Origin of the sequence: Micromonospora sp. NPDC005298 (assembly GCF_040607375.1) — a bacterium.
GTDB lineage: Bacteria > Actinomycetota > Actinomycetes > Mycobacteriales > Micromonosporaceae > Micromonospora.
Window position 1 is genome coordinate 159,777 of sequence record NZ_JBEXGP010000003.1, and the last position, 22,449, is coordinate 182,225.

A 22,449-nucleotide genomic window follows, 5' to 3' on the forward strand; every position below is an offset into this window, starting at 1 on the left:
CCCGGCCAGCGCACCCGGTGACGGCCGCCGGCACCGGTCACCAGGAGCAGGAGAGCGCCGGATCGGCAACCAGGTCGGCGGCGAGACGGGTGCGGTGCACGGCGATCGCCTCGCCGTACACGTCGAGCAGACCGGCGACAGTCCGCTCCCAGGAGAAGTGCCGGGCGTGCTGCTCGGCGCCCCGGGCCAGGGCTGCGCGCCGGGCCGCGTCGGGCAGTAGACGGCCCAACGCGAGGGCCCAGTCCACCGGGTCGTGCCCGTCGATCAGCACCCCGCTGACCTGGTCGCGTACGGCGGTGACCAGCCCGCCCACGGCGGCCGCCAGCACCGGCGTACCGCAGGCCTGCGCCTCCAGCGCCACCAGCCCGAAGGACTCGTTGTGCGACGGCACCGCGACCACGTCGGCGGCCCGGTACAGCGCCGGAAGATCGTCCCCGGTACGCGGCGGCAGGAACCGCACCCGGTCGGTCACCCCGAGCGTGGCGGCCAGCTCGATCAACGCGGTCGGCCGGTCCAGGCCGCTGCCACTGGGCCCACCGCAGATCACCACTGTCACCTGGGCGGCCAACGCCGGATCACGTCGGCGCAGCGCGGCAACCGCCCGGATCAGCACGTCGGGAGCCTTGAGCGGCTGGATGCGACCGACGAAGGCAACCACGTACCCCTCGACCGGAAGGCCCAGCCGGCGGCGGGCCGCGCGGGCGGCCACGGACCGCTCGCCCGGCGCGGGGCGGAACCGGTCCAGGTCGACGCCCGGCTGCACCACGCTCACGCGGGCCGGGTCGGCGTCGTACCGCTCGACGAGGTCGGCGGCCTCCACCCGGGTGTTGGCGACCAGCCGGTCCGCCTCGGCGACCACCTGCTCCTCGCCGATCACCCGGGCCTTGGGCTCCGGCCTGTCGTCGGCCGCGAGCTGGGCGTTCTTGACCTTCGCGAGGGTGTGCGCGGTGTGCACAAGCGGCACGCCCCAGCGCTCCTTGGCCAGCCAGCCGACCTGGCCGGAGAGCCAGTAGTGCGAGTGGATCAGGTCGTAGTGGCCGGGCGGGCGGGACGCCTCGGCCCGCAGCACACCGGCGGTGAAGGCGCAGAGCTGACCGGGCAGCTCCTCCTTGGTCAGCCCCTCCAGCGGCCCGGAGGTGATGTGCCGGACCTGCACGCCGGGGGCCATCTCCACCACCGGGGGCAGGTCGCCGGAGGTGGCCCGGGTGAAGATCTCCACCTCGACGTTGGCCTCGGCCAACCGCCGGGCGACCTCCAGGATGTAGACGTTCATCCCACCGGCATCACCCGTGCCGGGCTGGTGCAGCGGTGACGTGTGCACCGACAGGGTGGCGATCCGACGGGGCCGGGGCCACGGTCGGGCACCTCGCTGACGACCGACGCCGGTGTGCATGTCCGCCACGTCCGCTCCTTCGCCACGGTTGATGCCGTCTCGCACGACCGGCGCTTCTCGGTCAACCTGTGCGCCGGATGTCATCTTCCCCATCGGGCTACGGAAATGCGCCAGCACGGCCGCCCGGGGTGACGGACCTCATCACCGGACACCCGCCGATCCCCCCCACGCCCGGTCGGAGGTGTCCGCGCGGTCAGGGTGACAATGACCCGATGACCTCTGTCGCCATCGTCACCGGAGCGTCCAGCGGGATCGGCGCGGCCACCGCCCGTCGACTCGCCGCCGAGGGTTTCCACGTACTCGCCGCCGCCCGCCGCGCCGACCGGCTCGCCGACCTCGTCACGGAGATCACCTCCGCCGGCGGCCAGGCCACCGCGGTGACCTGTGACGTCACCTCCGACGAGTCGGTCGCCGGGCTGGCCGACGCCGCCGCGCAGGCACCCGGCCCGGTCACCCTGCTGGTCAACAACGCCGGCGGGGCACGAGGACTGGACCCGGTGGAGTCCGGCTCGATCGACGACTGGCAGTGGATGTACGACGTGAACGTGCTCGGCACCCTCCGGGTCACCCAGGCGCTGCTGCCGGCGCTGGAGGCGTCCGGCGGCGGCACCATCGTGGTGGTCTCGTCCACCGCCGGCCTGACCGTCTACGAGGGCGGCGGCGGGTACACGGCCGCGAAGCACGCGCAGACCGCCGTCGCCGGCACGCTCCGGCTGGAGCTGTGCGGCCGGCCGCTGCGGGTCGTCGAGATCGACCCGGGCATGGTCAGGACCGACGAGTTCGGGCTGGTCCGCTTCGACGGCGACGCCGACCGGGCCGCCGCCGTCTACGCCGGAGTGTCCGACCCGCTCGTCGCCGACGACGTGGCGGACTGCATCGCCTGGTGCGCCACCCGCCCCCAGCACGTCAACGTGGACCGGCTGGTGGTCCGGCCCCGCGCCCAGGCAGCCCAGCACAAGGTGCACCGAACCGGTCAGTGAGGCCGGCATGAGCGGGGCAGCGCGGCACCGGCCGCTCGGCGTGGTCACCCGGGGCACCACCAACCCGAACCGGCTCCGCCGGGTGGACAACTGGATCGTCGCCACCTGCGCCGACCGGCTGGCGGCGGCGTCCGACCCGCTGGTGGTGGACCTCGGCTACGGCGCGACCCCGGTGACGGCTGTGGAGTTGCGGGCCCGGCTGGCCGCGGCGGTACGTCCCGACGTACGCCTGGTCGGGCTGGAGATCGACGCGGCCCGGGTGGCCGCCGCGGCCCCGGCCGCCGACCCACCCGGGCTGACCTTCGCCCGCGGCGGGTTCGAGCTGGCCGGGCTCCGGCCGGTGCTGGTCCGCGCGTTCAACGTCCTGCGCCAGTACGACGAGGCCGAGGTGACCGTCGCCTGGCGGACGATGACCGCCGCGCTCGCCCCCGGCGGGGCGCTCGTCGAGGGCACCTGCGACGAGCTGGGACGACTCGCCAGCTGGCTGCTGATCGACGCGGACGGCCCCCGCACGTTGACCCTGGCCGCGAAGCTCACCACGCTGGGCAGCCCGGCCGAGCTGGCCGAGCGGCTACCCAAGGCGCTGATCCACCGCAACGTCCCCGGTGAACCGGTGCACCACCTGATCCGGGCCCTGGACGACGCCTGGCAGACCGCCGCCCCGTACGCCACCTTCGGCCCCCGCCAACGCTGGGTGCGGGCGGTGACCCACCTGAAGAACACCGGCTGGCCCGTCCTGCACACCCCGAAACGCTGGCGCCAGGGCGAACTGACCCTCCCCTGGCCCCTCCCCTGACGCTAGAGGGTGCAGTTGATCAGGACCGGCTCTGGGTGCAGGGTTACGCCGAAGCGGGCGTGCACCTTGTCGCGGATGGTGGCGGCCAGGGTCAGCAGGTCAGCCGTGCTGGCCGTGCCGCTGTGGTTGGTGAGGGCCAGGGTGTGCTTGCCGGAGATGGCCACGCCGTCCGGGCCGGGGTGCCCCTTCGCGAAGCCGGCCTTGTCGATCAGCCAGGCCGCGCTCACCTTGACCATGCCGTCGGCGCCGGGCCAGCTCGGCGGGTCGCCCAGGTCGGCGGCGCGTTCCCGGAGCGACTCGTACGTCGCCAGGTCGAGCACCGGGTTGGTGAAGAAGGACCCGACCGAGCGGGTGTCCGGGTCGGTGGCGTCGAGCACCATGCCCTTGCCGGCGCGCAGGCGCAGCACCGCCGCGCGGGCGTCGGCGAGTGCCACCCGATCGCCGACCTCGACGCCGAGCGCCCGGGCCAGTTCCGCGTACCGGACCGGGCCGGAGAGCGGGGACCGGGTGAGCCGGAAGTCGACGGACAGCACCACCCAGCGGTCCCGGTACTTGAAGATGCTGCCCCGGTAGGCGAATCCGCAGTCGGCGGCGGGGATGAGGGAGCGGGTGCCCTCGGCCCGGTCGTACACCTCGACTCCGGTGATCGTCTCGGCGACCTCCTGGCCGTACGCGCCGACGTTCTGGATCGGGGTCGCGCCGGTCGACCCGGGGACGCCGGAGAGGCATTCCAGGCCGGCCCAGCCGTTGGCGACGGTGGCGGCGACCAGGTCGTCCCATGGTTCGCCGGCCTCGACACGTACGGTGACCGAGGTGGCGTCCTCGGCGACGACCCGCAGGCCCCGGGAGCGCACCAGCACGACGGTGCCGGCGAAGCCTGTGTCGCTGATCACCACGTTGCTGCCGCCGGCCAGGACGAGGATCGGGTCGTCGGCGGCCCGGACGGCCCGGACGATCTCGTCGGCGCTGGTCGCGGCCACGATCCGCCCGGCCGGCCCGCCCATCCGCAGCGTGGTGTAGCTGGCCAGTGGACCAGGGATGGCACGATCGGCTTCGGTTGTCGGCTGGGCGTAGGCGTCTGACACGTCTTTCACCTTAGGCTGAGGAGTAGCCGTGGCACCCACTGGTCGCCCGGCACCCCCGGGAGGATGGCGATGAGCAGACTGCAGGGCAGCAAGGATTTCTGGATCGGTGCGCTCCGAGCGGAGGGGCCCGCCTTCGCCGCGGCGGTGGCCGAGGCCCCGCCGGAGACACCGGTGCTGTCCTGTCCGGGCTGGACGGTCAACGATCTCACTTTGCACCTCGCCGGTATCTACCATTGGGTTTCTTCGTTCGCCGGTTCCGGTGTGACGAGCACTCCGCCCCGCCGGGAGCCTGTCGAGTTGGCGCCCGGTGTGAGCCCGTTGCAGTTCTGGCAGCAGGGCTACGACAAGGTGATGACCCTCTTCGACGGCCTCGACCCGGAGGCGCCGGCGTGGAACTGGGCCCCGCAGCCGAAGCGGGCGGGCTTCTGGCCGCGCCGGATGGCGCACGAGACGGCTGTGCACCGCTGGGACGCGCAGCTCGCCATCGCCGCCGGTGAGCCGGTGGAGGCGAAGCTCGCGGCGGACGGGGTGAGCGAAGTGCTGGACACCTGGCTGCCGGCGGGCCGGCGGCAGGTGCCGGGCGACTGGCACGGCGTGGTGCAGCTCGCGGCGACCGACGCGGATCAGGAGTGGTATCTGCGGCTGCGCGGTGAGGGGGTGGCGCTGCTGGACACGGCGACCATCCTCGACCACGACGATCACCACGCCCGCGCGCACGTCACCGGCACCGCGAGCGATCTGCTGCTGGCGCTCTGGGGTCGGGTGAGCTTCGAGACGTTGGACGTCACCGGGGACCGCACGCTGCTCGACGGTCTGCGTACCGGCTGACCGGACCGCCACGGCGCGGGCGTCACCTCACGGGGTGACGCCCGCGTTCGTGTTCCCGGGGCTCTCCCGAAACTTCGAGAGAGCGCTCTCTTGACAGCGCCGGGCCTAGCCACCACCCTCGTGTGAGAGCGCTCTCTCACCTATACCGCCATCGACCACCTTGAGAGGGGTCCGAATCCCCATGGCAGTCTTCCCGCGCCGCCGCCTCGCAGCGGTGGCCCTCGCCGCCACCACCGCCCTGCTCGTCACCGCCGGCTGCGGCAGCGGCGACGAGCAGGGCGGGGACGGACCGGTCACGCTGACCGTCGACGTCTTCGGCCAGTTCGGCTACGAGCAGCTCTACCAGGAGTACATGGCCGCGCACCCCGACGTGAAGATCGTCGAGCGCGGCACCGGCACCAACCTCGACGAGTACTCGCCGAAGCTCACCCAGTGGCTCGCCGCCGGCCGGGGCGCCGGCGACGTCGTCGCCATCGAGGAGGGCCTACTGGTCGAGTACAAGGCCAACCCCGGCAACTTCGTCAACCTGCTGGACCACGGCGCCGCCGACCTCAAGGGCAACTTCCTCGAGTGGAAGTGGAACGCCGGCCTGACCGCCGACGGCAAGCAGCTCATCGGCCTCGGCACCGACGTCGGCGGCATCGCCATGTGCTACCGCAAGGACCTCTTCTCCAAGGCCGGCCTGCCCACCGAGCGGGACGAGGTGTCCAAGCTCTGGCCCACCTGGCAGGACTACATCGCCACCGGCGAGAAGTTCACCGCGGCCAAGACCGGGGCGTCCTTCCTCGACGCGGCCACCAACACCTTCAACACCATCCTGCTCCAGACCGCCGGCAACTCCTCCGGCTACAGCTACTACGACACCAGCGAGAAACTGGTCGTCGACAGCAACCCGGCGGTGCGGCAGGCCTGGGACACCACGATGGACATCATCGACTCGGGCCTCTCCGGCAAGTACGGCTCCTGGTCCGAGGAGTGGGTGTCGGCCTTCAAGCAGTCGAAGTTCGCCACCATCGCCTGCCCGGCCTGGATGACCGGCGTCATCGAGGCGAACGCCGGCCCGACCGCCCAGGGCAAGTGGGACATCGCCCGGGTGCCCGGCAACGGCGGCAACTGGGGCGGCTCGCACCTCGCCGTGCCGAAGCAGAGCAAGCACCAGGCCGAGGCGATCGAGCTGGCCAAGTTCCTGACCAGCGCCAAGGGTCAGATCGGCGCGTTCAAGGCCAAGGGCCCGCTGCCCTCCTCGCCGCAGGCGCTCGACGACCCGGCGATCACCGGCGCGAAGAACGCGTACTTCTCCGACGCACCGGTCGGCACCATCTTCGGCAGCGGCGCGAAGAGCCTCAAGCCGGTCTACATGGGCCCGAAGAACCAGGCCGTCCGCACCGAGGTGGAGAACGCCGTACGGACCGTGGAGCTGGGCCAGCGTAACCCGGGCCAGGGCTGGACGGACGCGGTGAACAACGCCAAGAAGGCCGCCGCCAAGTAGCCCGAGCGAGCGTGCGGGCGGGCCTCGGCAGCCGAGGTCCCGCCCGCGCGACGGAAAGGAGTTCTCGGGCATGACCGTCCAGCTCGACGCCCGTCCGCCGGTCGTACCGGCACCACCCCAGCCTCCCCGAGGTCGGTTCAGCCGCCTCGACACCCGCTTCTCGCCGTACCTCTACATCGCCCCGTTCTTCCTGATCTTCGGCGTCTTCGGGGCGTACCCGCTGGCGTACACCTTCTGGGTGTCGCTGCACGACTGGGACCTGCTCGGCACCGACCACCCGTTCGTCGGCGCGGAGAACTACACCCGGCTGCTCGCCGACCCCGACTTCTGGCACGCACTGGTCAACACGATGGGCATCTTCGTGATCTCCACGGTGCCGCAGCTGCTCGCCGCGCTCTGGCTGGCCAACCTCCTGAACCGGGGGCTGCGGGCACGTACCGGCTGGCGGATGGCGGTGCTGGTCCCGAACGTCACCTCCACGGCCGCCGTGGCGATCGTCTTCGGGGTGCTCTTCGGCCGCGAGTTCGGGATGATCAACTGGTTGCTCGACATGGTCGGGATGGACCCGATCGGCTGGAAGTCCAACCGGGTGGCCTCCTGGGTGGCGATCTCCGCCATGGTCGACTGGCGGTGGACCGGCTACAACGCGCTGATCCTGCTCGCCGCGATGCAGGCCATCCCCCGCGACCTGTACGAGGCGGCGGCGATCGACGGCGCCAGCCGCGCCCGGCAGTTCTGGTCGGTCACCGTGCCGCTGCTCAAACCGACGATCATCTTCTGCGCCATCATCGCCACCATCGGTGGCCTGCAACTCTTCACCGAGCCCCGGATGTTCAACTCCGGCACCAACCCGATCCGCGGCGGACCGCTGCGCGAGTCGCAGACCCTGACCATGTACATGTTCGAGAACGCCTTCGCCCCGCACTACAACTTCGGGTACGGCTCGGCCGTGGCCTGGCTGCTCTTCGCGCTCATCGCGATCGTGGCGGCGGTCAACGTGCTGATCCTGCGCCGACTCGGCGGTGGAGCGCGCCCCAGCGCCCGGAAGGGAACCACCCGATGAGCCGGCTCTGGCGGGCCACCCCGCTCACCTACCTGGCCCTGGTGTTCGCCGCCGTCCTGTCGATCTTCCCGATCTGGTGGATGTTCGTCGTCGCCAGCCGCAGCAACGACGCGATGGGCCAACTGCCACCCCCGGTCACCCCCGGCGGCAACCTGGGCGCGAACATCGCCCGACTGTTCGACAACACCGACGCGTACTTCCTGACCGGTCTGATCAACTCGGCGATCGTCGCGACCACGGTGACGGTCTCCGTGGTGTTCTTCTCCAGCCTGGCCGGGTTCGCCTTCGCCAAGCTCAGGTTCCGGGGCCGCAACGCCCTGCTGCTGGTGATCATCGCGACCATGATGGTGCCGACCCAACTCGGCGTGATCCCGCTCTACCTGCTCATGACCAAGCTGCACTGGAACGACCGGCTGCCCGCGGTCATCGTCCCGGTGCTGGTCACCGGGTTCGGGGTGTTCATGATGCGGCAGTACGCCGGCCAGGCCATCAGCGACGAACTGATCGAGGCGGCCCGGATGGACGGCTGCGGCACCGCCCGGATCTGGTGGCACGTGGTGGTTCCCGCGCTACGCCCGGCCGCCGCCGTACTCGGTCTACTCACCTTCATGACCACCTGGAACGACTTCCTGTGGCCGTACGCTGTGCTGAACGACCCGGCAAACCCGACAGTGCAGCTCTCCCTGCGGGCGCTGTCGGACGGCTACTACCAGGACATGTCGCAGGTGTTCACCGGGACAGCCATCGCGACGCTGCCTCTGCTGCTGGTCTTCGTGCTGTTCGGCCGTCAGATCATCGGCGGGATCATGGAAGGTGCGGTCAAGGCGTGAACGACATCCGTTTTCCCGAGCATTTCCTCTGGGGGGCGGCCACCGCCGCGTACCAGATCGAGGGCGCCGCCCACGACGACGGCCGAGGCCCGTCCATCTGGGACACCTTCAGCCGTACGCCCGGAAAGGTGTACCAGGGCCACACCGGCGACGTCGCCTGCGACCACTACCACCGGTACGCCGACGACGTGGCGCTGATGGCCGAACTGGGGCTGCGGGCGTACCGCTTCTCGGTCGCCTGGCCGCGGATCCAGCCGGACGGCACCGGCCCGGCCAACCCGCGCGGTCTGGACTTCTACGACCGGCTCACCGACACGCTGCTCGCCCGGGGCATCGACCCGATCGTCACCCTCTACCACTGGGATTTGCCGCAGTCCCTCGGCGACCGGGGCGGCTGGACCAACCGGGACACCGCCGAGCACTTCGCCACGTACGCCACCGCCGTCTACGCCCGCCTCGGCGACCGGGTGGACGTGTGGACCACGCTCAACGAGCCGTGGTGCTCGGCGTACCTGGGGTACGGCAACGGGGTGCACGCACCGGGCGAGCAGGACCCGGCGGCGGCCTTCACCGCCGTACACCACCTGCTGTTGGGGCACGGCCTGGCGGCGCGGGCGTTGCGGGCGGCCGGCGCGCGCAGCGTCGGCATCACCGTCAACCCGGCCGACGTGCGACCGGCCGACCCGGAGAGCGCGGCGGACGCCGCCGCGGTCCGCCTGGTGGACGGCCTGCACAACCGGATCTTCCTCGACCCGCTGCTGGCGGGCGGCTACCCCGACGACGTCCGCGAGCACGTGGCGCGGATCGTCGAGCCGACATTCATCCGCGACGGTGACGAGAAGCTGATCGCCGCACCCATCGACCTGTTGGGGATCAACTACTACGCGCCCGGTTACGTGGCGGGCCGGCCCGACGGTGCCGGCAACGCCGCCTACCCGGGCACCGAGGGCGCTGTGCACTTCGTGCCGCCGACCGGGCCACTGACCGACATGGGCTGGATGATCGAACCGGCCGGGCTGACCCGGCTGCTGGAGCGGATCGCCACCGACTATCCGGGCGTGCCGCTGCTGATCACCGAGAACGGGGCCGCGTTCCCCGACAAGCCGGGCGCCGACTCGCCCGACGGGCCGGCACAGGTGATCGACGCCGATCGGATCGCCTACCTCGACGGGCACCTGCGCGCCGCGCACGAAGCGATCTCCCGGGGCGTGGACCTGCGCGGTTATCTCGTATGGTCATTCCTGGACAACTTCGAGTGGGCGGAGGGTTACCGCAAGCGGTTCGGGATCGTGCACGTCGACTACCTGACCCAGCGGCGCACACCGAAGGCCAGTGCCCGGTGGTACCAGGAGGTGATCTCCCGGAACGGGCTGTGACGAGCGAGGGGAGGAGTCGCGATGACGACCGCACACCGACCGACGCTTGAGGCGGTGGCGGCGCGGGCCGGGGTTTCCCGGGCCACCGTCTCCCGCGTGGTCAACGGCTCCACCACCGTCGCCGAGCCGATCCGCGAGGCCGTCAACCGGGCCGTCGCCGAGCTGGGGTACGTCCCCAACCTGGCCGCCCGCAGCCTGGTCACCCAGCGGACCGACTCGATCGCCCTGGTCATGCCGGAGGCGGCCACCCGGGTCTTCTCCGACGACCAGGTCTTCCCCGGCATCATCCGTGGCGTCAGCCAGGAGCTGGAGGCGGCCGACAAGCAGCTGGTGCTGATGCTCGCCGGCTCCCCGGCCGGGCATCAGCGCGTCGAGCGGTACACCACCGGCCGCCACGTCGACGGGGTGCTGTTCGCGTCGCTGCACGGCGCCGACCCGCTGCCCGGCACCCTGGCCCGGCTCGGCATCCCGGTGGTGTGCAGCGGCCGACCGCTCGGCGACGTGCCCGTGCCGTACGTCGACGTCGACCACGTCGCCGGGGTCACCGCTGCCGTCCGACACCTGATCGACAGCGGTCGCCGACGGATCGCCACCATCGCCGGCCCGCAGGACATGGTCGCCGGCATCGAACGGCTCACCGGCTACCGCGACGCGATGGCCGCCGCCGGGCTGCCCGAGCTGGTCGCCGTCGGTGACTTCACCCGGGAGTCCGGGGGCGCGGCGATGCAACGGCTGCTCGCCGACCACCCCGACCTGGACGCCGTCTTCGCCGCCTCCGACCTGATGGCGCACGCCGCCATGCGGACACTCCGGGAGGCCGGCCGCCGCGTGCCGGAGGACGTGGCGGTGGTCGGCTTCGACGACATCGAGACCGCCGCCTACACCGAACCGCCGCTGACCACCGTCCGGCAGCCGATCGTGGAGATCGGTCGCCGGATGACCCGCCAACTGCTCCGGCTGGCCGCCGGGGAGACCATCGAGCCGGCGGTCATGCTCCCCACCGAGCTGATCCTGCGCGAGTCCGCCTGACCCGCCCTACCGCACGCGCTCGGGCTCGCGCTGCAAGATCCGCACAACTTCAGGGAAATTGTGGCCTCGGAGCGCCGGGATCCCACTGTTTCCCTGAAGTTGTTGCCTGCCCCACCGGGCGACAGCGGAGAGCCGGCGCTTAATGCGTCGCCCCGCCAGGGGATCATGGCTAGCCTCGCCGGCATGCCGGATCCCGTCGCGCTGCTACACGTCCCCGCCCTCGCCGAGTACGCGTACGCGGCCACCGTCGAGCCACCCGCCCGACTGGTCTTCACCGCAGGTGCGTGCCCGCTCGACGCCGAGGGCCGCACCGCCGCCGTACGGGCGCAGGCCTGACATGCGCATCCGACTGGCACAGCCGGACGACGCCCCCGCCGTGGTGGCCCTGCGGGCGGTCGTCCACCCGTACCTGGTGCGCGGGGTCGAGTCGACCCGCAAGATGCTGACCGACCCGCCGCCGCACGGTGGCTGGACCGCCTTCGTGGCCGAGGACGCCGGTCGGGTGGTCGGGTGGACGTCCGCCGAACCGACAGGCACGACGGCGGCCGCGGACTTCGGTGACATCAACCTGCTGCACGTACACCCGGACTGGCGGCGGCGCGGCATCGGAACGGCGCTGCTGAAGGCCGCGACCGACCACCTCGGCCCGCTCGGGGTCCGTCGGGTACGCACCATGGCGCAGACCGACTCGCTGGGGTTCGCCAGGCGGCACGGCTTCACGGTCAGCCGCGAGGTCCGCTACTCGGCGCTGGACCTGAACCCGGCACCCGCACTGCCGGTGCCGCCCCCGGGCGTACGCCTCCTACCGATCGCCGACCTCGACCCGCACCTGCTGTACGCGGCGGACGTGGCGTCGGCGGTCGACGAGCCCGGCGACGTACCTGTCGACGCGAAGAGCTACGAGAGCTGGCAGTACGACGTCTGGGACAACCTCGGCCTGGACAAGGCGGCAAGCACCGCCGCCGTGTCCGGTGGCGAGGTGGCCGCGTTCAGTCTCGTGAAGCGGGACGGGGACCGGATGTGGTCGGACTACACCGGCAGCGTGCCGGCGTACCGGGGGCGTGGGCTGGCCCGCCTGGCGAAGACCGCGGCGTTGCACAGGGCCGCCGCTGCCGGCGTACGGATCGCGTACACCTCGAACGACGAGGCGAACGCGCCGATGCTCGCGATCAACGCCCGGCTCGGCTACCGGCCGGTCGCCGCGCAGTGGTCCTGCCTGACCGAGCTGACCTGATCACCCCTCGTCGAAGACCCGGCGGGCCGTGGCCGCCGACCGGTCCTCGCCGGCCGGTCACGATGGCGTCCACCCGCTCGGTGGTGATGTCCCCCTCGACAAGGGTGACCCGCATGTCAGTGCTCCTCGGTCGACTGGCCCAACGACCGGCGGGCCAGCAGGGTCGCGCCGGCGACCGCCGCCGGCATGATCAGCACCGCACCCAGCGGGATGAGGAAGCAGAGGAAGACCGCCACCCCGAAGCCCAGCGCCGCCGGGCGGTCCGCCTTCAGGATCGTCCGCCGCTGCGGCAGCCGCATCCCGCGCCTGTAGAACGGCGCTCCGACCAGCTCCACGGCGAGGAACCAGCCACCGACCGCCGCCCCGATCACCGGGACGACCGTCTGGCCGACCACCGGGATGAAACCGGCGAGGAAGAGCGGGATACCGACGAGCGCGGTGAGCGCCACCAGGCGTACCGAGTCGGCGAGGCTGCGGCGCAGCGACGACCAGAAGGGCACGTCCACCGCCTCGGGGGTGCCGCCGAGCCGCTCCTCCACCCGCTCGGAGATCTTCTCGTAGAAGGGGTCGCCGATGACCAGGGTGACGGCGGTGAAGGTGAGCACGCCGAGCAGGCCACCGAGCCCCAGGAAGGCCAGTCCGGCGATCACCCGGACCAGGCTGCGGCCCGTCTTCGACCAGTCGTCGGCGAACGGGGTGACCAGGGCGGCGAGGTCGTCCACGAAGTACACGAGGGTGGCCAGCGCGGCCAGGAAGAGGACACCGGAGATCAGCGCCGGCACGATGCCGAGCAGCATCAGCCCCGGGCTGCGGACGTACAGGCCGAGCCCGCGCAGGAGCAGCCCCGCACCGGCGAAGAAGCGTCCGACGACTCCGGTGACCGGGCTGGCGACTCTGCTGACATCCACGATCGAGCAGCCTATCGACCGGTGAACCGGTCCGCCGGGTGGAGCCCTAGCAGCGACTCCTCGCGTCCACATCAACCGGTTGGCGGACGTGGATGATCCACCGGGAACGCCGGGGATCATCGCCGACCAGTCGATTCGCCGCCGGGTCACCCCGACAACCCTTGAGGGGTACGAGGACAGCGGCGAAGGGCGGCACGATGTCGGTCATCGAGGTGACCCACCTGAGGAAGCGGTACGGCGATCTGGTCGCCGTGGAGGACGTGTCGTTCACTGTGGAGCCCGGCGAGATCTTCGGCGTCCTGGGCCCGAACGGCGCCGGGAAGACCACCACCGTGGAGTGTGTCGCCGGGCTGCGTGTCCCCGACGGGGGCGGGGTGTCGGTCCTCGGGCTCGACCCCCGCCGGGACGCGGCGCAGCTCCGGCAGCGGGTCGGGGTGCAACTCCAGGAGAGCCAACTGCCGGACCGGCTGCGGGTGGCGGAGGCGCTGGAGCTGTACGCCTCGTTCTACCGCAACCCGGCCGACCCGGCGGCGCTGATCGACAAGCTGGGCCTGGGCGAGAAGCGGAACACCGCGTACAAGAAGCTCTCCGGCGGTCAGAAGCAACGGCTCTCCATCGCGCTGGCCCTGGTCGGCAACCCGGAGATCGCGATCCTCGACGAGCTGACCACCGGGTTGGACCCGCAGGCCCGCCGGGACACCTGGGGTCTCATCGAGCAGGTCCGGGACAGCGGGGTGACGATCGTGCTGGTCACCCACTTCATGGAGGAGGCCGAGCGGCTCTGCGACCGGGTCGCGGTCATCGACAGTGGCCGGGTCGTCGCCCTGGACAGCCCGGCGGGCCTGGTGTCGGCGGTGGCTCCGGAGCAGCGGATCCGGTTCCGGCCGTCGGCGCCGGTCGACGACCAGCTCCTCACCGACCTGCCCGAGGTCTCCGCCGTGCAGCACACCGGCGGCCAGGTGGTGGTGACCGGCACCGGTGACCTGCTGCACGCCGTCACCTCGGTGCTCGCCCGCCACCAGATCGTCGCCGCCGACCTGCGGCTGGAGCAGTCCACCCTCGACGACGCCTTCGTCGAGCTGACCGGGCACCGGCCCGCCGACTGAAGAGGGGCACAGCATGCACGCCTTCCGGCAGATCCTGAGGATCGAGGCGCGGCTCTACCTGCGGGACCTACCGACCCTGCTCACCATCGTGGGGCTGCCCACCCTGATCCTGGTGGTGCTCGGGTTCGTCCCCTCGCTCCGCGAGCCGGATCCGAACTTCGACGGGCAGACCTTCGTCAACTACTTCGCACCGTCACTGCTGGTGGTCACCCTGGCCATGGTGGGGGTGAACACGATGCCGATGGCGATGGCCACCTACCGGGAACGCGGCGTGCTGCGTCGGCTGGCGACCACTCCGGCGCATCCGGCGGCGCTGCTCGCCGCCCAGCTGGTGGTGGCCCTGGCCGCGATCCTGGCAAGCGCGCTGCTGCTCATCGTCGTCGGCCGGTTGGCGTTCGGGGTGCCGTTCCCCCGGCACCCGCTCGGCTTCGCCCTGGCGTTCGTCCTCGGCACTGCGGCGCTGCTGGCACTCGGGCTGCTGGTCGCCGCCGTGGCCCGGACGACGAAGGCCGCTCAGGCCCTGGCCGTGCCACTGTTCCTGCTCACCATGTTCTTCGGCGGGGTCTACCTGCCCCGGTTCCTGCTACCGGACGCCGTGGCGCGGATCGGCGACTACACGCCGCCCGGAGTGCAGGCGCTCCTCGACGCCTGGACCGGCCCGTCGCCGCAGCCGCTGCACCTGGCGATAATGGCGGTGATCGCCGTGGCGGCCGGCGCCAGCGCGGCGAAACTGTTCCGCTGGGAGTGAGCGGAGATGCGATGACCAGCAGCGGTGCCCAAGACCGTCTGACCAGGTGGCGGCAGCACGAGGCGCTCCTCTACCGCGTGGTTCCCTACGGCGGGCTGGCGTTGGGCACCCTGCTGGCCCTCCTCGCACCGGCACCCCACGGCCTCGGAGTGTTGCCCACCCTCGCCGTCGCTGTCGCGGCCGGATGCTGGGTCGCCTGGTTCGTCACCCTGCACCCGGAATGGCAGAGCCGGCGCAAGCCGATGGCGGTCTACTACGCCGGGTTGACCACGTTCAGCGCCGCACTGGTGGCGGCCAGCCCGTGGTACGGCCTCTTCGCCTGGATCGGTTACATCCACGCCTTTCCGGTCCTGCCCAGGCGCTGGCGGATCGCAGGGGTGACAGCCACGGCCGCCCTCATCGCCACCTCCCAGGGCGGTGGCCTGGCGATAGCGATCGCGCACTGGCCGCTCTGGCTGCTGCTGGTGCTCTTCAACCTGGTGGTGGCCGGCTCGGTGAGCTGGTTCGCGATGATCGCCGAACAGGAGGACGCCAAACGCCAACGACTGATGGCGGAACTCGGCGAGGCCAACCGGCAACTCACCGAGACGGTCCGCGAGAACGCCGGGCTGCACGCCCAACTGCTCACCCAGGCACGGGAGGCCGGCGTGCTGGACGAGCGCCAACGGATGGCGCGGGAGATCCACGACACCCTGGCCCAGGGACTGACCGGGATCATCACCCAACTGGAGGCGGCCGAGCAGACCCGCGACCGCTCCGCCGACTGGCGGCGGCACGTCGACAACGCGCTCGCACTGGCCCGGGAGAGCCTCACCGAGGCCCGCCGGTCGGTGCGGGCCGTCCGCCCGGAGACGTTGGAGACGGCCCGGCTGCCGGACGCGCTCGTCGAGCTGGGCGGGCGCTGGTCGGCTCTGAACGGGGTACGGGCCGAGGTCGCCACCACCGGTACGCCCCGACCCCTGCACCCGGAGATCGAGGTGACACTGCTGCGGGCCGCCCAGGAGGCGCTGGCCAACGTGGCCCGGCACGCCGCCGCGTCACGGGTGGGGCTGACCCTGTCGTACATGACTGACGTGGTCACGCTCGACGTCCGTGACGACGGGGCGGGGTTCGACGTCACCGTTCAGCCGACGCCCCGCGAGCCGGGCGGCGGGTACGGGCTGACCGCCATGCGGCAGCGGGTGACCCGGGTCGGTGGCGAGTTGGCTGTCGAATCCGAGCCGGGAGGGGGCACCGCCGTTTCGGCGTCCGTCCCCGCGCTGCCGGGCGGTGCCGGTTGACCGCCCCGATCCGGCTGCTGATCGTCGACGACCATCCGGTGGTGCGGGACGGGTTGCGGGGGATGTTCACCGGCGACCCGGGGTTCGAGGTGGTCGGCGAGGCCGCTGACGGCTCGGAGGCGTTGGCCCTGGTCGCGACGCTGCGGCCGGACGTGGTGCTGATGGACCTGCGGATGCCCGGGATGGACGGGGTGACGGCCATCGGCAGGTTGGCCCGCTCCGGCAACACCGCCCGGGTGCTGGTGCTCACCACGTACGACACGGACGCGGACGTGCTGCCGGCGATCGAGGCCGGTGCCACCGGCTACCTGCTGAAGGACACGCCACGCGAGGAGCTGGTCCGCGCGGTACGGGCCGCCGCCCGGGGCGAGTCGGTGCTCGCGCCGAGTGTCGCCGGCAGGCTGATGGGCCGGCTGCGCGCGCCGGTCGAGGAGCCGCTCAGCCAGCGCGAGCTGGAGGTGCTCACCCTGGTGGCCCGCGGTGCCTCCAACCGGGAGGCGGCGGCTCGGCTGTTCATCAGCGAGGCCACCGTCAAGACGCACCTGCTGCACGTGTACGCCAAGCTCGGGGTCAACGACCGGGCCGCCGCGGTGGCCACCGCGTACGACAGGGGGTTGCTGACCCCCGGCGGTCGGTGAGTGGGGGCCGGGCAGGATGGGCGGGTGCGCGCGTCCCGACTGATCTCCCTGCTGCTGCTGTTGCAGGCGCGCGGGTCGATGACGGCTGGCGAGTTGGCCCGGGAGCTGGAGGTATCCGAGCGCACCGTCTACCGGGACGTGTTGGCGCTCTCCGCGGCCGGGGTGCCGGTGTACGCCGACCGGGGGCGGGCCGGCGGCTACCGACTGCTCGGCGGCTACCGCACCAGGTTGACCGGGTTGACCCGGGACGAGGCGGAGGCGCTCTTCCTCTCCGGCCTGCCCGGTCCGGCCGGTGAGATGGGGCTCGCCGACGCGGTCGCGGGGGCCGAGTTGAAGGTGCTCGCCGCGCTGCCGCCCGCGCTGCGGGACGCCCCCGCGCACGTCGGGCAACGCTTCCACCTGGACGCGCCGGGCTGGTTCCGGGAGGCGGCCCCACCGTCGGGGCTCGGCGAGCTGGCCCGCGCGGTCTGGCGGGACCGGGTGGTACAGGTGCGGTACCGGCGCGGCGAGCGGGAGGTCACCCGGCGGGTCGAGCCGTACGGGCTGGTGCTCAAGAGTGGGGTCTGGTATCTGGTCGGGAGGGTCGGCGGGGACACCCGCACCTACCGGGTGGACCGGGTGACCGGGGTCGAGGTCGGCGAGGACAGCTTCGACCGGGACGAGGACTTCGACCTGGCCGGGTACTGGCGCGAGCAGGCCGGGTCGTTCCTGCGGACCATGCTGCGGGCCGAGGTCACCGTCCGGCTCAGCCCCGCCGGCCTGCGCCAGCTCCGACACCTGGTCGAGGCCCCCTTCGTGTACGACGAGGTGCTCGCCGCCGCCGGCGACCCCGACGAGCAGGGCTGGACGGTCACCCGGCTGCCCGTCGAGTCGGTCGAGGTCGCCTACGCCCAACTGCTGGCGCTGGGGCCTGAGGTGGAGGCGCTCGACCCGCCGGAGCTACGGGAACGGATGGCGGACGCGGCGCGGCGGGCCGCCGCGCGCTATGTCGACCCGGCCCGCCCGTGACGCCTGCGCAGGGTCAGCGGTAGCCGGTGACGTCCGCCGGCCTGCCCGCGTCGACCACCTCGACGATGTACCGGAAACCCTCCGGCTGGCTGCCGTCCACGTCGGTGAACCCGTACACCTTGGACAGCGTGCCCGCGTCGACGGACTGGCCGTTCCAGCGGGCCTTCTCCTCGTCGGCGGCGAGCGCGGCCACCGCGCGGCCCACGAAGGCGGGCGTCTCCGAGATGAGGAAGTTCGGGTCGGTGGCGGCGCCGTCGCGCCAGTTCTCCTCGGTCACGCCGAAGTGCTCCAGCATCGCCTCCGAGCGGATCCAGCCGGGGGTGAGCGCCACGGCCGTGCAGCCGTGCGGCTTCAGCTCGTGGGCCTGGGTGAACGCGAGCCGGTTGACCGAGACCTTGGCCAGGTCGTAGAAGACCGACAGCCGGTAGTTGGCGTCGTTGTACGCCTTGGTGCCGTCGCCCATCTCCACGACCAGCCCGCCGGGCCTGCGGATCAGCAGCGGCAGGGCGAAGTGGCTGGTGATGATGTGCGTGTCGACGGCCAGCCGCAGGGTACGGAAGCCCGCGTCCAGCGGCTGCTCCCAGACCGGCTTGTTCCAGGTGACCAGCGGGTCGCCGCCCCAGATGTCGTTGACCAGCACGTCGAGTCGGCCCTGCTCGGCGTCGATCCGGGCGACCAGCTCGCGGACCTGCTCGGGCACCAGGTGGTCGACCTGGACGGCGATGCCGGTGCCACCGGCCGCGGTGACCAGCTGGGCGGTCTCCTCGATGGTCTCCGGCCGGTCCATCTCCGAGCGGCCGGCGCGGCTGCTGCGACCGGTGGCGTACACGGTGGCACCGGCGGCGCCGAGCTGGACCGCGATCTGTCGACCGGCACCCCGGGTGGCGCCGGCGACGAGCGCGATCTTTCCTGCGAGCGGTTGTGTCATACCTGCGAGGCTGTCAGCGATACCTGACAACCGCCGTCCGAATTCGCGGACCGCTCTGGCGAACCGCGGAAGGGCTCGGCGCTCCATGTAGAGCTGCCCCACAGACGGGGCAGCAGTCGCCTTCCCGCACCGCGCCCCATATTCGAGGCAGCTCGACAGGCACCACTACAGGTATCCGCCGCGCGGCGGCCTCCGCCGTCGACGGGGCATGCCGGTCCGCACCGATTTCGGTGTCGGCCAGCTCCCCCGTGCCTGCGGAGGCCTCGCGTCAGTCCACCAGGCGCACGCGGACCCGTCGGTTGGCCCGACCCTTGCTCTCCACCTTGACGACCTGCACCTTGCCGATCTGCGCGGTGGACGCCACGTGGGTGCCGCCGTCGGCCTGCACGTCGAGTCCGACGATGTCGACGATCCGGACCTCCTGCTCGTCCGGCGGGATGAGGTTGGACTGGGTGCGGATGATGTCCGGCAGTGCCAGCGCCTCGGTGCGCGGCAGCACCCGGGTGGCGACCGAGCGGTCGGCAGCCACCTCGGCGTTGACCAGCTCCTCGATCCGACTCTTGAAGTCGGGCGGGACCTCGGGGAGGTTGAAGTCCATTCGAGCCTCGCCCGGTTCCATCGAGTTTCCGGTCACCAGAGCGCCGAAGTCGCGGAACACGACACCGCAGAGCACGTGCAGGCCGGAGTGCGTACGCATCAGCCGGGTGCGGCGCTCGTCCTCCACCGCGCCGACGACCTCGGTGCCGACCGGCGGCAGCGGGTCACCCTCGGCGGGGATCAGGTACGGGTCGTCGCCCTTGCGGGTGCCGACGATCCGGGTCTGCACGCCCTGCCACAGCAGTACGCCGTGGTCAGGCGGCTGGCCACCGCCGCCCGGGTAGAACGCCGAGCGGTCCAACACGATGCCCTGTTCCGCGTCGGCGTGCAGGACCGTGCAGGTCCACTCGCGCAGTGTCGGGTCGGCGAGGTCCAGCCGGTGCGTCCGGCCATGCTGTGTGACGCCCATGACAGGGCAGGCTACTCGTTGAGGAAGCCGGAGATGCGCTCGCGCAGGTCGGCGCGTTCCGACCAGAGCACGCCCGGCCGGTCGTACACGTGCAGGGTTGTCTGGGGAAGCACGGTGGCGAGCCGTTCGGCGACCTCGACCGGGTGCAGGTCGTCGCCCGCGCACCCGATCACCAGGGCCGGTGCGGTGACCGCCGCCAGGGCGGTGGCGTCGCGCAGCGGCGCCTGATCCGGCAGGGTGGCCAGGCCGTCGGCGAGACCGTCGCGGAGCAGCTGGTCGAGCCGCTGCCGCAGGTACGCCCAGCCGGCCGGGGTGTTGCGCACCGCAGCCGGCAGCTCCAGCGACACGACGTCGGCCACCGCCGAGGCGTCCCCGCTCTCCACCGCCTCGATCAGGTCGGTGACGCGTTCCCGGGCCGCCGGCCCGCGCGGCTCGTCGAGGACGGCGGGCAGGAAGAAGACCAGCTTCTCGAAGCGTTCCGGGCTCTCGGCCAGCAGCCGGCACAGGGCGCCCGCGCCGAGACTCGCCCCGAACGCGCGGTCCGCACTGCCGAGATCCGCGACCGCACGCAGGTCACGCGCCAGGTCCAGGTACGTCCACGGCCCGTCCGGGGCGTCGGAACGGCCGTGCCCGCGGAACTGGAAGAACACCTTGCGACCGGTCACGCCACTGCCGAACGGGCGGGTGGTGGCGATGCCGTTGCCCAGCCCGTGTGCGAACACGGTGACCGGATCACCGGTGCCGGTGACCAGCCGCTCCAGGCGCACGCCGTGCGGGGTGGTGACCAGCTCGGTCTCCGGCTCGGGTATCGCGGGCCGGCCGGTGCGTGGCCCACCGGGGCCGGGACCCCAACTGCGGGGCCCGCTGTCCGGTGGGGGTGGCCAGCGGAAACCTCTCACCAGAACCCTTTGCCGTCACTCAGGTCGCGCAGACCGACCCGGACGTCGAGCAGGTAGATGAGCGCGGCGGCGATGCCGATCAGCCCGAAGAGACTGATCGGACCGAAGCCGAGCAGGGTGAGCACGAGGCAGACCGCCAGGATGGCGATCCAGCCACCCTTGGGCAGCGTCCCGATGGCGGGGAAGGCGTCGGAGCGCTGCGTGACGGCGTGCACCAGCGCGACACCCTGGATGATCAGCGCGAAGACGAGCAGGATCAGCTCGATCACGTAGCGGACTTCGAAGGCGAAGATCGGCGCGGCGTTGGCCATGCCGGCAAGCTTATGTCGACGACCCCGGCTTCGTCCGACAAGGACGCCGCCGGGGTCGTCGACGCGGCGAACTACTCGGCCGCCGGGCGGGTCCGCTTGGTGGCCCGGGGGAGCTTCGCCGACGGGGTCGCGGCGGGCTTGGCGGCCTTCGCCGCGCGGGCGGCCTTCTTGACGGCGGCCGGCTTGGCCTCGGCGATCTCGGCGATCTCGGCCGGGGTCGGCACCTCGGTCGGCGCGGCGGCCTGGGCGTCCGGGGTGGTGGCGGTGCTGGCGACGGCCGGGGTGGTGTCCGGCGTCACGGCCTGGGTGGCCTCGATGTCGGCGTTCACCGTCTCGGCGGCCTCCAGCACGCCGGCGCCGACGACCCGCTCACCGCGGGCGACAAGCGCGCCGTACGCGGCGAACGCCCGCTCCTGTGCGGCCTGGGCGCTCGCGACCACCACTGCGGCGTTGCGGGTCGCGGCGGCGCGCAGCTTGTCCAGGTCGGTGACCTCGCGCAGCTTGGCCAGGTCGGCCGACTCACGGAGCTTGGCCAGGTCCAGCTCGGCCTGCGCCCGGCCGCGCAGGGTCTCGGCGGTCTCGTTGGCGGTACGCAGCGTCTCGGTGGCCTTCTGGCGCAGCTCGAAGCCGGTCAGCACCGCCCGGCCACCCAGGTCGGCGACGACCCGGGTGCCGAGGACGCCGACCACGCTCGGCAGCTTGCGCAGCTGCTCCAGGGCCAACTCCCCGGCGCCGGCGGCGGCGTAGATCGGGGCGGGGATGCGGTTGGTCTTGGGCTCGGTCATGACGTCTCCTCCTCGGCCGCCTCGGCGGCCTTCCGGACCGCCGGACCGGCGGCCTTCTTCTCGGGGGTGTTGGTGCTGCTCGGGGCGGGAGCGGTGCCCGCCTCGGTGACGGCGACCGACTCGAGGACGGCCTCGGTCGGAGTGCCGCCCGCGGTGGTGGGGCCGGTGGCCGCGAGGTTGGCCATGTCGGCCGGCTGGTCGGTGACATCGGTCGGGGTGGTCGTCCCGGCCGGGTCGCCGGTGGCGCTCGCGCCGGCAGTGTCGGCGGCGGCCTGCGCCTCGGCCAGCCGCGCGTTCTCCCGGCGGAACGTCTCGTAGATCTGGGTGAGGGACTGCTTCTGGGCCATCGTCAGGTCGGTGTCCACCGCGATGGCGGCGAGCACACCGTGACCTTCCTTGTCGTCGAGCAGCCCGGCCCGCAGGTACATCGCCGGGGTGGAGACCCGCAGCGCACTGGCAAGTTGTTGGAGGACCTCGGCGCTGGGCTTGCGCAGACCACGTTCGATCTGGCTGAGGTACGGGTTGCTGACCCCCGCCTGCTCGGCGAGCTGCCGCAGCGAGATCTTGGCGTTGCGCCGCAGATCGCGGATGAACCCGCCGACGTCGGGAAGGTCCTTCGGTGTGGCCATGGCACCGACGCTAACCGGGCGCGCTAGCTCCTGCAAGCAAAACGCTAGCCCGAGTTAGCAAGGTCTCAGCATCTCGTTTGCGCCCCGGCTCGTCCGGTCC

General features: G+C 72.1%; 23 protein-coding genes and 1 pseudogene. 15 read left to right on the forward strand and 9 right to left on the reverse strand.

From position 1 onward, the window contains the following. Positions 1 to 37: 37 nt before the first annotated feature. Complete coding sequence (gene mshA, locus ABZS77_RS09715) at positions 38 to 1,507, reverse strand: D-inositol-3-phosphate glycosyltransferase (RefSeq protein ID WP_354820479.1); 1,470 nt, start codon at positions 1,505 to 1,507, stop codon at positions 38 to 40. A gap of 98 nt (positions 1,508 to 1,605) precedes the next feature. Here mshA and ABZS77_RS09720 point away from each other — a divergent pair, with 98 nt between their 5' ends. Together ABZS77_RS09720 and ABZS77_RS09725 are read left to right on the forward strand one after the other, a co-directional pair. Beyond that, on the forward strand, positions 1,606 to 2,373 hold the full coding sequence (locus ABZS77_RS09720; RefSeq protein WP_354819968.1) for an SDR family oxidoreductase: 768 nt from the start codon (positions 1,606 to 1,608) through the stop codon (positions 2,371 to 2,373). 7 nt (positions 2,374 to 2,380) lie between these two features. Beyond that, on the forward strand, positions 2,381 to 3,169 hold the full coding sequence (locus ABZS77_RS09725; RefSeq protein WP_354819971.1) for a class I SAM-dependent methyltransferase: 789 nt from the start codon (positions 2,381 to 2,383) through the stop codon (positions 3,167 to 3,169). A 2-nt stretch (positions 3,170 to 3,171) separates the two neighbouring features. On the opposite strand, the gene ABZS77_RS09730 is transcribed toward ABZS77_RS09725, so the two are convergent. After that, positions 3,172 to 4,254 carry a UDP-N-acetylmuramate dehydrogenase gene (locus ABZS77_RS09730; protein ID WP_354819974.1) on the reverse strand — a complete coding sequence of 361 codons (1,083 nt, stop codon included), beginning with the start codon at positions 4,252 to 4,254 and terminating at the stop codon, positions 3,172 to 3,174. Between the two features lie 69 nt (positions 4,255 to 4,323). Here ABZS77_RS09730 and ABZS77_RS09735 point away from each other — a divergent pair, with 69 nt between their 5' ends. The 8 genes and pseudogenes from ABZS77_RS09735 (at position 4,324) to ABZS77_RS09770 (ending at position 12,103) form a co-directional block, all read left to right on the forward strand. Then, complete coding sequence (locus tag ABZS77_RS09735) at positions 4,324 to 5,082, forward strand: maleylpyruvate isomerase family mycothiol-dependent enzyme (protein ID WP_354819977.1); 759 nt, start codon at positions 4,324 to 4,326, stop codon at positions 5,080 to 5,082. A 181-nt stretch (positions 5,083 to 5,263) separates the two neighbouring features. Continuing rightward, on the forward strand, positions 5,264 to 6,571 hold the full coding sequence (locus tag ABZS77_RS09740; RefSeq protein WP_354819980.1) for an extracellular solute-binding protein: 1,308 nt from the start codon (positions 5,264 to 5,266) through the stop codon (positions 6,569 to 6,571). Between the two features lie 70 nt (positions 6,572 to 6,641). Continuing rightward, positions 6,642 to 7,634 (forward strand): sugar ABC transporter permease, encoded by a 993-nt coding sequence (locus tag ABZS77_RS09745; protein WP_354819983.1) that lies wholly within the window; start codon positions 6,642 to 6,644, stop codon positions 7,632 to 7,634. Beyond that, positions 7,631 to 8,464 (forward strand): carbohydrate ABC transporter permease, encoded by an 834-nt coding sequence (locus ABZS77_RS09750; RefSeq protein ID WP_354819986.1) that lies wholly within the window; start codon positions 7,631 to 7,633, stop codon positions 8,462 to 8,464. The genes ABZS77_RS09745 and ABZS77_RS09750 overlap by 4 nt, the downstream gene beginning before the upstream one ends. After that, positions 8,461 to 9,840 carry a GH1 family beta-glucosidase gene (locus tag ABZS77_RS09755; protein WP_354819989.1) on the forward strand — a complete coding sequence of 460 codons (1,380 nt, stop codon included), beginning with the start codon at positions 8,461 to 8,463 and terminating at the stop codon, positions 9,838 to 9,840. The genes ABZS77_RS09750 and ABZS77_RS09755 overlap by 4 nt, the downstream gene beginning before the upstream one ends. A 21-nt stretch (positions 9,841 to 9,861) precedes the next feature. Further along, a complete protein-coding gene (locus tag ABZS77_RS09760) occupies positions 9,862 to 10,869 on the forward strand; it encodes a LacI family DNA-binding transcriptional regulator (RefSeq protein WP_354819992.1) in 1,008 nt (335 codons plus the stop codon). A gap of 183 nt (positions 10,870 to 11,052) precedes the next feature. Beyond that, positions 11,053 to 11,187 (forward strand): annotated as a pseudogene (locus tag ABZS77_RS09765) (RidA family protein); the annotation flags it as partial. Between the two features lie 19 nt (positions 11,188 to 11,206). Then, on the forward strand, positions 11,207 to 12,103 hold the full coding sequence (locus ABZS77_RS09770) for a GNAT family N-acetyltransferase (protein ID WP_354819994.1): 897 nt from the start codon (positions 11,207 to 11,209) through the stop codon (positions 12,101 to 12,103). Positions 12,104 to 12,219: 116 nt separating this feature from the next. Here the strand turns inward: ABZS77_RS09770 and ABZS77_RS09775 are convergent, their stop codons facing one another. Then, positions 12,220 to 13,011, reverse strand: a complete 792-nt coding sequence (locus tag ABZS77_RS09775; protein ID WP_354819997.1) for an EI24 domain-containing protein — start codon at positions 13,009 to 13,011, stop codon at positions 12,220 to 12,222. 197 nt (positions 13,012 to 13,208) lie between these two features. Here ABZS77_RS09775 and ABZS77_RS09780 point away from each other — a divergent pair, with 197 nt between their 5' ends. Genes ABZS77_RS09780 through ABZS77_RS09800 form a run of 5 tightly spaced genes read left to right on the forward strand, consistent with a single transcriptional unit; the run spans position 13,209 to position 17,791 of the window. Further along, a complete protein-coding gene (locus ABZS77_RS09780; RefSeq protein ID WP_354819999.1) occupies positions 13,209 to 14,117 on the forward strand; it encodes an ABC transporter ATP-binding protein in 909 nt (302 codons plus the stop codon). 13 nt (positions 14,118 to 14,130) lie between these two features. Continuing rightward, a complete protein-coding gene (locus ABZS77_RS09785) occupies positions 14,131 to 14,865 on the forward strand; it encodes an ABC transporter permease (protein WP_354820002.1) in 735 nt (244 codons plus the stop codon). An 11-nt stretch (positions 14,866 to 14,876) separates the two neighbouring features. Beyond that, complete coding sequence (locus ABZS77_RS09790; protein ID WP_354820005.1) at positions 14,877 to 16,145, forward strand: sensor histidine kinase; 1,269 nt, start codon at positions 14,877 to 14,879, stop codon at positions 16,143 to 16,145. Further along, the gene (locus tag ABZS77_RS09795) at positions 16,142 to 16,783 is read left to right on the forward strand and encodes a response regulator transcription factor (protein WP_354820008.1); all 642 of its coding nucleotides are present in this window, start codon (positions 16,142 to 16,144) and stop codon (positions 16,781 to 16,783) included. The genes ABZS77_RS09790 and ABZS77_RS09795 overlap by 4 nt, the downstream gene beginning before the upstream one ends. 24 nt (positions 16,784 to 16,807) lie before the next feature. After that, positions 16,808 to 17,791 carry a WYL domain-containing protein gene (locus tag ABZS77_RS09800; protein WP_354820011.1) on the forward strand — a complete coding sequence of 328 codons (984 nt, stop codon included), beginning with the start codon at positions 16,808 to 16,810 and terminating at the stop codon, positions 17,789 to 17,791. Between the two features lie 13 nt (positions 17,792 to 17,804). Here ABZS77_RS09800 and ABZS77_RS09805 read toward each other — a convergent pair whose 3' ends face one another. The 6 genes from ABZS77_RS09805 to ABZS77_RS09830 all read right to left on the reverse strand — a co-directional run bounded on the left by ABZS77_RS09805 (position 17,805) and on the right by ABZS77_RS09830 (position 22,349). Then, positions 17,805 to 18,719 (reverse strand): SDR family oxidoreductase, encoded by a 915-nt coding sequence (locus ABZS77_RS09805; RefSeq protein WP_354820014.1) that lies wholly within the window; start codon positions 18,717 to 18,719, stop codon positions 17,805 to 17,807. A 268-nt stretch (positions 18,720 to 18,987) separates the two neighbouring features. After that, entirely contained in the window at positions 18,988 to 19,725 is a 738-nt protein-coding gene (locus tag ABZS77_RS09810; protein ID WP_238660113.1) for an alanyl-tRNA editing protein, read from the reverse strand. 11 nt (positions 19,726 to 19,736) lie between these two features. Beyond that, a complete protein-coding gene (locus ABZS77_RS09815) occupies positions 19,737 to 20,624 on the reverse strand; it encodes an alpha/beta hydrolase (RefSeq protein WP_354820017.1) in 888 nt (295 codons plus the stop codon). Further along, the gene (locus ABZS77_RS09820) at positions 20,621 to 20,935 is read right to left on the reverse strand and encodes a DUF2516 family protein (protein ID WP_030327754.1); all 315 of its coding nucleotides are present in this window, start codon (positions 20,933 to 20,935) and stop codon (positions 20,621 to 20,623) included. The genes ABZS77_RS09815 and ABZS77_RS09820 overlap by 4 nt, the downstream gene beginning before the upstream one ends. 71 nt (positions 20,936 to 21,006) lie before the next feature. Beyond that, positions 21,007 to 21,720, reverse strand: a complete 714-nt coding sequence (locus ABZS77_RS09825) for a hypothetical protein (RefSeq protein ID WP_354820020.1) — start codon at positions 21,718 to 21,720, stop codon at positions 21,007 to 21,009. Further along, a complete protein-coding gene (locus ABZS77_RS09830) occupies positions 21,717 to 22,349 on the reverse strand; it encodes a helix-turn-helix transcriptional regulator (RefSeq protein WP_354820023.1) in 633 nt (210 codons plus the stop codon). The genes ABZS77_RS09825 and ABZS77_RS09830 overlap by 4 nt, the downstream gene beginning before the upstream one ends. Between the last annotated feature and the right edge of the window lie 100 nt (positions 22,350 to 22,449).

Bases quoted from the DNA above. Each gene is read 5' to 3' on its own strand.
- ABZS77_RS09720 (WP_354819968.1), top strand. From the start codon at position 1,606: ATGACCTCTGTCGCCATCGTCACCGGAGCGTCCAGCGGGATCGGCGCG.
- ABZS77_RS09725 (WP_354819971.1), top strand. From the start codon at position 2,381: ATGAGCGGGGCAGCGCGGCACCGGCCGCTCGGCGTGGTCACCCGGGGC.
- ABZS77_RS09735 (WP_354819977.1), top strand. From the start codon at position 4,324: ATGAGCAGACTGCAGGGCAGCAAGGATTTCTGGATCGGTGCGCTCCGA.
- ABZS77_RS09740 (WP_354819980.1), top strand. From the start codon at position 5,264: ATGGCAGTCTTCCCGCGCCGCCGCCTCGCAGCGGTGGCCCTCGCCGCC.
- ABZS77_RS09745 (WP_354819983.1), top strand. From the start codon at position 6,642: ATGACCGTCCAGCTCGACGCCCGTCCGCCGGTCGTACCGGCACCACCC.
- ABZS77_RS09750 (WP_354819986.1), top strand. From the start codon at position 7,631: ATGAGCCGGCTCTGGCGGGCCACCCCGCTCACCTACCTGGCCCTGGTG.
- ABZS77_RS09760 (WP_354819992.1), top strand. From the start codon at position 9,862: ATGACGACCGCACACCGACCGACGCTTGAGGCGGTGGCGGCGCGGGCC.
- ABZS77_RS09770 (WP_354819994.1), top strand. From the start codon at position 11,207: ATGCGCATCCGACTGGCACAGCCGGACGACGCCCCCGCCGTGGTGGCC.
- ABZS77_RS09780 (WP_354819999.1), top strand. From the start codon at position 13,209: ATGTCGGTCATCGAGGTGACCCACCTGAGGAAGCGGTACGGCGATCTG.
- ABZS77_RS09785 (WP_354820002.1), top strand. From the start codon at position 14,131: ATGCACGCCTTCCGGCAGATCCTGAGGATCGAGGCGCGGCTCTACCTG.
- ABZS77_RS09790 (WP_354820005.1), top strand. From the start codon at position 14,877: ATGACCAGCAGCGGTGCCCAAGACCGTCTGACCAGGTGGCGGCAGCAC.
- ABZS77_RS09805 (WP_354820014.1), bottom strand. From the start codon at position 18,719: ATGACACAACCGCTCGCAGGAAAGATCGCGCTCGTCGCCGGCGCCACC.
- ABZS77_RS09810 (WP_238660113.1), bottom strand. From the start codon at position 19,725: ATGGGCGTCACACAGCATGGCCGGACGCACCGGCTGGACCTCGCCGAC.
- ABZS77_RS09820 (WP_030327754.1), bottom strand. From the start codon at position 20,935: ATGGCCAACGCCGCGCCGATCTTCGCCTTCGAAGTCCGCTACGTGATC.
- ABZS77_RS09825 (WP_354820020.1), bottom strand. From the start codon at position 21,720: ATGACCGAGCCCAAGACCAACCGCATCCCCGCCCCGATCTACGCCGCC.
- ABZS77_RS09830 (WP_354820023.1), bottom strand. From the start codon at position 22,349: ATGGCCACACCGAAGGACCTTCCCGACGTCGGCGGGTTCATCCGCGAT.